Here is an 8,761-nt window from a genome sequence, read left to right on the forward strand (position 1 = left end):
GTGGTCGGCGGGACGACCTTCGCCGTGGCATTGGGGGCGCCGGCCGGATCGCTACTCGCGCATCTGCTGGGCTGGCGCGGCACGTTCGGAGCGCTCGCGCTGGTCGCTGCATTCTGTCTGGCTGCCCTTTGGCTGCGCCTGCCGCGCGATCTCGCGGCCGCACCTTCCACGCTTGCCGAGCGGCTTCTGGTGGTCCGGCGGCCGGGTGTCCTTCCGGCGGTGCTCGTGACGTTCCTGTATCTGTCCGGCGCCTTCGTGATCGTCTCTTATCTGGGGCCGATCGCAACGGAGGGGGCGGGGCTGCCGCACGGCATCCTTCCGGTCATGCTGCTCGCCTTCGGCGCGGGCGCGATCGCCGGCAACTATGCGAGCGGGAGACTGGCGGACCGGCTGGGCGCGAGGCGGGTGGTCGTCTTCTCGATGTTCTGCGCCATCGCCTTCTCGGCCACTTTCGCCCTCGTCACGAAATTCGTTCCGGACGCCGTCGCCGGTCCGCTGGTCGTCGGGCTGATGGTGCCGTGGGGCGTCGTCGGCTGGACCTTTCCGCCGGCCCAGGCCAGCCGCCTGGTGGCGGCGGCTCCCGACGTGGCGCATCTGACGCTGGCGCTCAACGCCTCGGCGATCTATTTCGGAATCGGTTTCGGCACGTTCATCGGCGGGCGCGTGCTGGAATTCGGCGACGCCACCGATCTCGGGCTCGTCGCGGCGTTTTTTCCGCTGATCGCTCTCGTGGTGCTGGCGGCAAGCCGGCAGCGGGACGGCAGGACCACGGCTGTGCGCGCGTAACCTTCTCTACACCGGCCTCTGCTACACAAAGGCCCATGGCCGATGCACGAGACAGGGTGACGTATCCGCCGCTCAACACATTGAAGCCCGTCGCCCAGAACGTCTGGATCGTCGACGGGCCTTCCATCCGCTTCGGCATGCCCTGGCCGAAGATGCCGTTTTCGACGCGGATGACGATCATCCGGTTTGGCGATGGGGATCTCTTCGTCCATTCGCCGACACCGCTGACGGGCGGTCTCAAGGCGGAGATCGCCGAGATCGGCAAGGTGCGCCATATCATCGGGCCGAACCGCATCCACTATTGGTGGATTCCCGAGTGGCGCACGGCATATCCGGAGGCGGATGTGTGGCTTGCGCCGCGCATCCGCGAGCAGGCGGGTGGCAGAATCGACTTCGCTGCCCGGGAGCTTTCGGCGGAAAGAGGCTATCCATGGGACGATCATCTCCTGACGCTGCCGGTGGAAGGCGGCTTCATGACCGAGGTGGCGTTCTTCCATCCGGAAAGCCGCACCCTGGTGCTCACGGATTTCATCGAGAACTTCGAGCCGAAGAAACTCGCCTGGGCGTGGCGCTGGCTCGCCAGGGCCGGCGGCGTTCTCGATCCCGACGGCATGATGCCGCGCGACATGCGCCTGACCTTCTCCAAGCAGCGGCCGCAGTTGAAGGCCGCGGTCGACAGAATGATCGCGTGGAACCCGGAGCGCGTGATCATCGCGCATGGACGCTGGTATGCGCACGACGGTGCGGCGGAGCTGAAGCGGGCGTTCCGCTGGCTTTCCGCCGCGCAACGTCCGGCATGACTTCGCGCAGCGATTGAGCTAACCTCCGCTTCCGCCGCGGGGGCGGTAACGAGAGCATGGAATATCGATGCGCTGGAAAGGCCGTCGTCAAAGCAGCAATATCGAGGATCGGCGCGGGGCGCGCAGCCCCTTTCCCCGACGGATGGGCCGCGGCGTTCCCATCCGCCTGCCGGGAGGCCGGTCGGGCGGCGGGCTGTCGCTATCGACCATCATCATCCTCGTCGTTCTCTTCTTCGGCCTGCGCGCGATCGGCATCGATCCGCTGGAGATGCTGGCGGAAGGGCCGCAATCGGGCGGCCCGACGGTGGAGCGGAGCGCGGCAAACGACGAGATGCGCCGCTTCGTGGGCGTCGTGCTGGCCGAGACGGAGGATGTCTGGCACGACATTTTCAGCGCGCAGGGCGAGACCTACCAGGAGCCTGTCCTCGTGCTGTTCGGCGGCCAGGTCGGTTCGGCCTGCGGCTTCGCCTCCTCGGCGAGCGGGCCGTTTTACTGTCCCGGCGACAGGAAGGTCTATCTCGACCTCGACTTCTTCGACGAGCTGGCCAGGCGCTTCGGCGCGGCCGGCGATTTCGCGCAGGCCTATGTGGTGGCGCACGAGGTGGGCCATCACGTGCAGAACCTGATCGGCATCCTGCCGCGCTTCAACGAGATGCGGCGCGGCATGAGCCAGGCGGAGGCCAACGCGATGTCGGTCCGGGTGGAACTGCAGGCGGACTGCTTCGCCGGCATCTGGGCGTACTACACGGCGCAAAAGGGCCTTCTGGAGCGAGGCGACGTCGAGGAGGCGCTGAACGCGGCCAATCAGATCGGCGACGACACGCTGCAGCGGCGCACGCAGGGTCATGTGGTGCCGGAAAGCTTCAACCACGGCACGTCCGAACAGCGGAAGACGTGGTTTGCGCGGGGGCTCGAGAGCGGACGGGTGACGGATTGCGACACGTTCAACGGGACCCTTTGAGTGCCTCGCTTGCCGACCGTCGGCGCGCGCCGGCAGGAAGGCGCTTTCCCGCATGATGAAGGCTGGGCGGATGCTCGCGCTGCTGGCTTCTCTGACCGGCGGGATCGCGGCGTCGCAGGCGCCGGAATTGGCACAGCAGTACCGGCAGCGGCTGAACGGCGCGCTGGAGGAGTTGAGGCAGGTGGTCGCGGACTTCGAAGCGGACGCGGCACGCCACGCACTGGACCGCGAGGAGGCGCTGGCGGTCTATGACGGCGCGGAGGTGCCGTTCCTGCGGGACCGCGGGCAATCGATCCGGGTGGTTATCGCCCGGTTCGAGCACCTGGAGCGCCAGGCTGCCCGGCTGGTCGAACTGCCGGACTTCCTGCGCCCGATGGCGGTTCTGGTGGACCCCGACGGGCGGGTGCTGAAAGGGGCCATGGACGACTTCGAGCCGGCGGTGCCGCTGACGCCGCACGGCCTTGCCTGGACGGCTTCGGGCCTTCTTGTGGGGTTCGGCCTGTTCAGGCTTCTGGCCTTTCCGTTCCGCCGCCGCGGAAAAGGGGCGATTGTGCGGGAGCAGCGGCGGTAGCCGCAGAGGAACTTCCGGCGCCCCTTTGCGCCCTCGCCTTGCGGGGCAACACGCCAAGTGATTCCACTTGGCTGCAAAATGCCCTAGATCTCGTCCTCGTCCGGTTCGAGCAGCCGCGTGGCGCGCCAGCCGGTCAGCACGGCGTTGATCTGGTCGAGGACGAAAAAGCGCGCCGCCTCGCGGTCGTAGCCCTCGGTCAGGAGCGCGTCGTATTCGCTGTACTCGTGGCGCACATGGGTGATCGTGGCGAGCCAGACCGCCACGGAAGCGGGCAGGGTGCGCAATTTCCGGTCGTTGGCGAGGGCGCGGATCTTTTTCGTGTCGGCATAGGGCGCATAGGGAAGGAGCACGCCGAGCGCCTTGTCCACCGCGCGCTGCCGGGCTGTCGAAACTCTCATACCGCAACTCCCGTTTGCCTTCGCCCCGAAACTGACGCGGTATCGCCATTGCAGCAAGGGGTGCCCTTGCCACAAGGCGGAAATTCATATAAACATATCTTTATGTCTTTTCGGGGGTGATACATGCAAACAGGTCCAGCGATCCGGCTCGAGGCGATGGTGGATATTCTGAAGGCGGCGGCCGAGCCGAGCCGGTTGCGTATTCTGGCGCTCTTGTCCCGGACGGACCTGACGGTTTCCGACCTTACCGAGATTCTCGGCCAGTCGCAGCCGCGCGTCTCGCGTCATCTCAAGCTGCTGCTCGATGCGGGCCTCATCGCGCGTCACCAGGAGGGCTCCTGGGCGCTCTTCCGTCTGTCGGAGGAGGCGGCGGCGCGCGAGTTCGTCGATGGCGTGGTCGCGCGTATCGATCCCATGGACCCGGCCTCCGACCGGGATTTCGAGCGGCTGGAGGCGATCAGGCAGCGGCGCCAGGAGCGGGCGGCGGAGTATTTCGACAAGAACGCGGCGAGCTGGGATCAGATCCGCTCATTGCACGTTCCGGACGCGGCAGTGGAGGCGGGACTGAAGGAACTGGTGGGCGAGGGCCGGATCCAGTCCATGGTGGACCTGGGCACCGGCACCGGCCGCCTCCTCGAGCTTTTCGCTCCGCTTTACCGGCGCGGCGTCGGCATCGACCGCTCGCGCGAAATGCTCGCGGTTGCGCGGGCCAATCTGGAACGGGCCGGCGTGACAAACGCGCAGGTGCGCCTCGGCGACGTGTACGCGCCGCCGGTCGAGCGCGACATGCACGATCTGGTCACCATCCATCTGGTGCTGCATTACCTGGACGATCCGGCGGCGGCCATTCGTGAGGCGGCGCGGCTGCTCAGGCCGGGCGGGCGGCTTTTGATCGTGGATTTCGCCCCGCACAGTCACGAATTCCTGCGCGAGGAGCATGCGCATCTGCGTCTCGGTTTCGCGGACCGTCAGATGCTGGACTGGTTTGCCGAGGCGGATCTGGAAATCTCGAATATCCGTGGTTTTACGCCCAAGGGCGAAGCCGCCGATGGCCTTACCGTCAAGGTATGGCTGGCGCGCGACCGGCGCATCCTGGTCGCCGGCGGCGATGCGGAAACCCAGGCGCACGAGGAGATTGCATGATGTCCCAGTACCGGTTCTCCCGCCGAACCGAAAACGGCGCCAAGCTCCGCGTTTCCTTCGAGTTCTTTCCGCCGAAGACGGACGCGATGGAGGAACGTCTGTGGGAAACGGTGACCCGGCTGGGACCGCTCGAGCCCGCCTTCGTTTCCGTGACCTACGGCGCCGGCGGCTCGACGCGCGAGCGCACGGCGCGCACCGTGCGGCGCATCCTGGAGGAGACGCCGCTCACGGCGGCCGCGCATCTGACCTGTGTCGATGCGGACCGCGAGGCGGTGGACACCGTGATCGGCGAATTCGCGGAGATGGGCGTGAAGCGCTTCGTGGCGCTGAGGGGCGATCCCGCGGAAGGGGTGGGCGCCGCCTACAGGCCGCATCCGGGGGGCTACACCAACGGCGCCGAGCTGGTGGAGGCGCTGGCGCGCCGGGGCGATTTCGACATCTCGGTCTCCGCCTATCCGGAAAAGCATCCCGAGAGCCCGGATTTCGCCACCGACATCGAGATGCTGAAGCGCAAGGTGGACAACGGCGCGACCCGCGCCATCACCCAGTTCTTCTTCGACAACGACGTTTACGAGCGCTACGTGGAGCGGGCGCGCCGGGCCGGCATTTACATCCCAATCGTGCCGGGCATCCTGCCCATTCACAATTTCGCGCAGATGGTGCGCTTTGCCGGCGGCTGCGGGGCGCATGTGCCGGCGTGGCTGGCCGAGCGCTTCGAGGGGCTCGAGGACGACCCCGTCACCCATCAGCTCGTCGCCGCGGCCGTTGCCGCCGAGCAGGTGCTCGACCTCATCGAACGCGGGGTGGAGGATTTCCACTTCTACACCATGAACCGGGCGGATCTTCCCTTCGCCATCTGCCATCTGATCGGCATCAGGCCGTCGGCCGAGCGGTCGAATGCGCGTCCCGCCGCCGCCTGACGGCCCACTCAACAGAAAGGCCGGGTTTCCCCGGCCTTTCCTCGTCTGCTATCTGGCTGTGCCATCTGTTCTGCTTACGGAAGGACTCCTATGATCAGTGCACCGACTATGCCGAAGGCGGCACAGATCACGAGCGCGTTGAGTGGCCGTGTCAGTCCCATAAGCGATAGCCTCCTCTACAGACTGGAGGGCCGGATTCTATGTTTTCTCAGACGCTTGCCAAGCGCTTTCTATGCTGCATCGCAGCACGGATGTGAAAAAGGATTGCTGCGCCGATCCCTTGCAGGTTGAAATTCCTGCTTAAATGCGCGCATTCACATTCTATTAACATGTGACCGACCGAACGGCTTCGGCGCAGCGGCAAAAAGGCGCCCGTCGATGGTGACGAGCCCGAGGCCGATGAGCGCCATCCCGGCGATCTCGAAGACCTCCAGACGTTCTCCCAGGAAGAGCGTGCCGAGCAGGATGGCGCTCATCGGCACGATCAGGGTGACGAGCGAGGCGTTCGTGGCGCCGGCGGAGGCGATGATCCGGAAATAGAGGATGTAGGCGAACGCGGTGGCCAGAACGGCCAGCGCGATGACGGCCGACCAGACTTCGAAGCTGGCCGCAAACAGGCCGGCAGGGCCGTGCACCAGAAGGACGAGCGGGATCATCACCACCGTCGAGGCGGTGAGCTGTCCGGTGGCCACGACCGGCGGGGGCACCCCGCGGAAACGCCGGGCGAAGATGAAGGCGAAGCCATAGGAGATGGAGGCGCCGATGAGCGCGAACTTGGCCCAGATCGGGCCGCCGAGGCCGGCGATCAGGCCGGGGCCGATCATCACCGCCGTGCCGGCGATGCCGAACAGAATGCCGGTGATCTTGGCAGCGGAGAGCTTTTCGTCCTGGGTCAGCATGTTCGCCAGGATCGCCGTCCAGAAGGGTGTCGTAGCGTTCAGCACCGAGGCGAGGCCGGCACCGAGCTCCGTCTGGCCGAGAAAGATGAGCGAGAAGGGAATGATGTTGTTCAGCGTCGCCATGACGAAGAAACTGCCGGCCAAGGGGAAGGCCAGCCGGAAGCTCGGACCGCGCAGGAGAAGCCACAACTGCAGCACCGCGGCGGCGATCGACACGCGGAACATGACCAGCGCCAGCGGTGCGATCTCCGCCACGGCGATGCGGGCGAAGAAGAAGGAGCCGCCCCAGATGGCCCCGAGCAGGACGAGGAGCGTCCAGTCCCTGATCGACATCGGCGGGGCCGACGCGCCGATCTTCGTTTCCACAGCCATGCGATCCTCCCGGCGAGAGGTGAGCTTTAGCATTTGCGGTTGCGGCGGACACCCGTTTCCTGCGCGCCATCCGGCGTTGCGGAACTGATGCGAAAGAAGGCCGGTTCCCAGCGGCGCGAGCACGAACTACCTTGCAGCCGGCAGACCGGAGGACGAGATGCAGCGATTCGAGACGGCGCGCGACGCCGCGATGGAGATGCGGCCGGACGATTCGGTCTATTGTTTTCGCCCGGAAGTCCTGAAAGCGGATGCCCGGCGGTTCATGGCGATGTTTCCCGGCAAGACGGCCTATGCGGTCAAGACCAATGGCGAGCAGCTGGTGCTCAGGACGCTGGCGGAGGCGGGGGTGGGTGCCTTCGACGTCGCCTCGCCGGCCGAGTTTGCCGCCGTTCGCGCCGTCGCGCCTGAGGCGGAGATGCTCTATATGCACCCGGTCAAGGCGCAGTCCGATATCCGTCTGGCGCTGGAAGACTACGGCATCCGCGTCATCGCCGTCGATCATGAGGACGAGGTGGCGAAGCTCACCCGCGTGGTTCGAGCGCTCGACATCGATCCGGGTACGCTGACGGTCTTCGTGCGCATCCAGACCAAGGGGCAGGCGGCCTATGAACTGTCGAAGAAGTTCGGTGCCGGGCCGGCCAATGCGGTGGAGCTCCTGAAGCGGCTTCACCGCAACGGCTACAAGGTCGGCATCTGTTTTCATGTCGGCAGCCAGATCGAGGATCCCGATATCTACGAGCGTGCCCTGGCTTCGGCCGATTGGGTGCGCGGCCGGGCGGGCGTACCGCTCGCCGCGCTCGACGTCGGCGGCGGCTTTCCGGCCGAATACGGCCACAATCCCAACCGCAGGAAGCCGGAGATGCCCTCGCTGGACGAACTGATGGCGCGGCTGCGCAGCGACATTGCCGAGTGGGGATTCGATACCCTGCCGCTGGTGGCCGAGCCCGGCCGGGTGATCGTGGCGCGCGCCTTTTCGCTGATCGTGCGGGTGCTGCTGCGCAAGGGGCGGCGTCTTTATATCAACGACGGGATCTGGGCTTCCCTATCGGATTCCTGGACCGGCAAGATCACGCTTCCCGCCCGCTTCATCCCCGACCCGGCGATCCGCAGCCGCAACGGCGACCCGGACAACATCGTGCCCTTTCGTGTGTGCGGGGCGACCTGCGATTCCGTCGACATCCTGTCGCGTCCGTTCTGGCTGCCGGAGACGGTGGACACGGGCGACTGGATCGAGATCGGCAATATCGGCGCCTATTCGCTGGCGCTAAGGACGCGGTTCAACGGGTTTTATCCCAACACATTTGTCGAGGTGGCGACGCCCTTCGACGAGGGGACGGCACCGGAGGGAATGGCGAGCCTGGAGACGATGGCGGATTAGGAGCTGTAGACGTTCGACGCTCGCCCCCTCACTTGCGATTTCTAACACTTAGCCTTCGGCTAAGATGTTGCCCCGCAAGGGGAGAGATGGGCGCCTCGCGCCGCCCTCGCGCGACAACGACGCAGCTAAGCCATTCCCGCTTATAGATTCGAAAACAGCGTCGCCGTCGGCCATCCGTCCGCGGGCAGGCCGAGACGCAGTTGCTCCTGGCGCACGGCTTCGCGGGTGTTGAAGCCGAGAATGCCGTCGATGCCGCCGACGTCATGGCCGCGGTCGGCGAGCTTCTGCTGGAGCTGCTTGATCATCTCCGGCGCGAGGCCCTGTTCGGGGCTGCGCGGGTCGAAGGGCGGAGCGCCGGCGAAGCGCGCGGCCAGATGCGCGGCGGTCAGGGTGTAGATCAGCGACTGGTTCCATTCCAGATAGATGTCGAAATTATCATAGGCCAGGAAAGCCGGTCCCTTGTGGCCCATGGGCAGGACGAGACCGGCCGGCAGGTCGTCGGCGGGCAGCGGAGAGCCGTCGCGGCGGGTCGC

At 66.2% G+C, this 8,761-nt stretch carries 10 protein-coding genes; 7 read left to right on the forward strand and 3 right to left on the reverse strand.

Annotated features, from left to right (window positions below):
- The 4 genes from ACFP9U_RS21485 to ACFP9U_RS21500 all read left to right on the forward strand — a co-directional run.
- A partial coding sequence (locus ACFP9U_RS21485; protein ID WP_378624607.1) for an MFS transporter occupies nucleotides 1-786 on the forward strand: 786 nt, incomplete at its 5' end.
- A gap of 35 nt (nucleotides 787-821) precedes the next feature.
- Entirely contained in the window at nucleotides 822-1,586 is a 765-nt protein-coding gene (locus ACFP9U_RS21490) for a DUF4336 domain-containing protein (protein ID WP_378624609.1), read from the forward strand.
- A gap of 67 nt (nucleotides 1,587-1,653) precedes the next feature.
- The gene (locus tag ACFP9U_RS21495) at nucleotides 1,654-2,547 is read left to right on the forward strand and encodes a neutral zinc metallopeptidase (protein WP_378624610.1); all 894 of its coding nucleotides are present in this window, start codon (nucleotides 1,654-1,656) and stop codon (nucleotides 2,545-2,547) included.
- Between the two features lie 52 nt (nucleotides 2,548-2,599).
- The gene (locus tag ACFP9U_RS21500; protein WP_378624612.1) at nucleotides 2,600-3,118 is read left to right on the forward strand and encodes a DUF2937 family protein; all 519 of its coding nucleotides are present in this window, start codon (nucleotides 2,600-2,602) and stop codon (nucleotides 3,116-3,118) included.
- A gap of 83 nt (nucleotides 3,119-3,201) precedes the next feature.
- On the opposite strand, the gene ACFP9U_RS21505 is transcribed toward ACFP9U_RS21500, so the two are convergent.
- Complete coding sequence (locus ACFP9U_RS21505; protein WP_378624614.1) at nucleotides 3,202-3,516, reverse strand: DUF2293 domain-containing protein; 315 nt, start codon at nucleotides 3,514-3,516, stop codon at nucleotides 3,202-3,204.
- Nucleotides 3,517-3,639: 123 nt separating this feature from the next.
- Between ACFP9U_RS21505 and ACFP9U_RS21510 the strand changes: the two genes are divergently transcribed.
- Nucleotides 3,640-4,659, forward strand: coding sequence for an ArsR/SmtB family transcription factor (locus tag ACFP9U_RS21510; RefSeq protein ID WP_378624616.1), 1,020 nt, complete (start codon nucleotides 3,640-3,642; stop codon nucleotides 4,657-4,659).
- A complete protein-coding gene (gene metF, locus ACFP9U_RS21515; protein ID WP_378624618.1) occupies nucleotides 4,659-5,579 on the forward strand; it encodes a methylenetetrahydrofolate reductase [NAD(P)H] in 921 nt (306 codons plus the stop codon). Before ACFP9U_RS21510 ends, metF begins: the two co-directional genes overlap by 1 nt.
- Nucleotides 5,580-5,893: 314 nt before the next feature.
- Here the strand turns inward: metF and ACFP9U_RS21520 are convergent, their stop codons facing one another.
- Nucleotides 5,894-6,850 carry a DMT family transporter gene (locus tag ACFP9U_RS21520; protein ID WP_378624620.1) on the reverse strand — a complete coding sequence of 319 codons (957 nt, stop codon included), beginning with the start codon at nucleotides 6,848-6,850 and terminating at the stop codon, nucleotides 5,894-5,896.
- Between the two features lie 157 nt (nucleotides 6,851-7,007).
- On the opposite strand from ACFP9U_RS21520, the gene ACFP9U_RS21525 reads away from it, so the two are divergent.
- Complete coding sequence (locus ACFP9U_RS21525) at nucleotides 7,008-8,228, forward strand: alanine racemase (RefSeq protein WP_378624621.1); 1,221 nt, start codon at nucleotides 7,008-7,010, stop codon at nucleotides 8,226-8,228.
- 140 nt (nucleotides 8,229-8,368) lie between these two features.
- On the opposite strand, the gene ACFP9U_RS21530 is transcribed toward ACFP9U_RS21525, so the two are convergent.
- Nucleotides 8,369-8,761 (reverse strand): peptidoglycan-binding domain-containing protein (locus ACFP9U_RS21530; RefSeq protein ID WP_378624623.1); only part of this gene is annotated, 393 nt, incomplete at its 5' end.

Source organism: Nitratireductor sp. GCM10026969 (assembly GCF_042660605.1).
GTDB lineage: Bacteria > Pseudomonadota > Alphaproteobacteria > Rhizobiales > Rhizobiaceae > Chelativorans.

What these genes read in the sequence shown, in the direction of transcription:
- ACFP9U_RS21490 (WP_378624609.1), top strand. Translation starts at nt 822, where the DNA reads ATGGCCGATGCACGAGACAGGGTGACGTATCCGCCGCTCAACACATTG.
- ACFP9U_RS21495 (WP_378624610.1), top strand. Translation starts at nt 1,654, where the DNA reads ATGCGCTGGAAAGGCCGTCGTCAAAGCAGCAATATCGAGGATCGGCGC.
- ACFP9U_RS21500 (WP_378624612.1), top strand. Translation starts at nt 2,600, where the DNA reads ATGATGAAGGCTGGGCGGATGCTCGCGCTGCTGGCTTCTCTGACCGGC.
- ACFP9U_RS21505 (WP_378624614.1), bottom strand. Translation starts at nt 3,516, where the DNA reads ATGAGAGTTTCGACAGCCCGGCAGCGCGCGGTGGACAAGGCGCTCGGC.
- ACFP9U_RS21510 (WP_378624616.1), top strand. Translation starts at nt 3,640, where the DNA reads ATGCAAACAGGTCCAGCGATCCGGCTCGAGGCGATGGTGGATATTCTG.
- metF (WP_378624618.1), top strand. Translation starts at nt 4,659, where the DNA reads ATGTCCCAGTACCGGTTCTCCCGCCGAACCGAAAACGGCGCCAAGCTC.
- ACFP9U_RS21520 (WP_378624620.1), bottom strand. Translation starts at nt 6,850, where the DNA reads ATGGCTGTGGAAACGAAGATCGGCGCGTCGGCCCCGCCGATGTCGATC.
- ACFP9U_RS21525 (WP_378624621.1), top strand. Translation starts at nt 7,008, where the DNA reads ATGCAGCGATTCGAGACGGCGCGCGACGCCGCGATGGAGATGCGGCCG.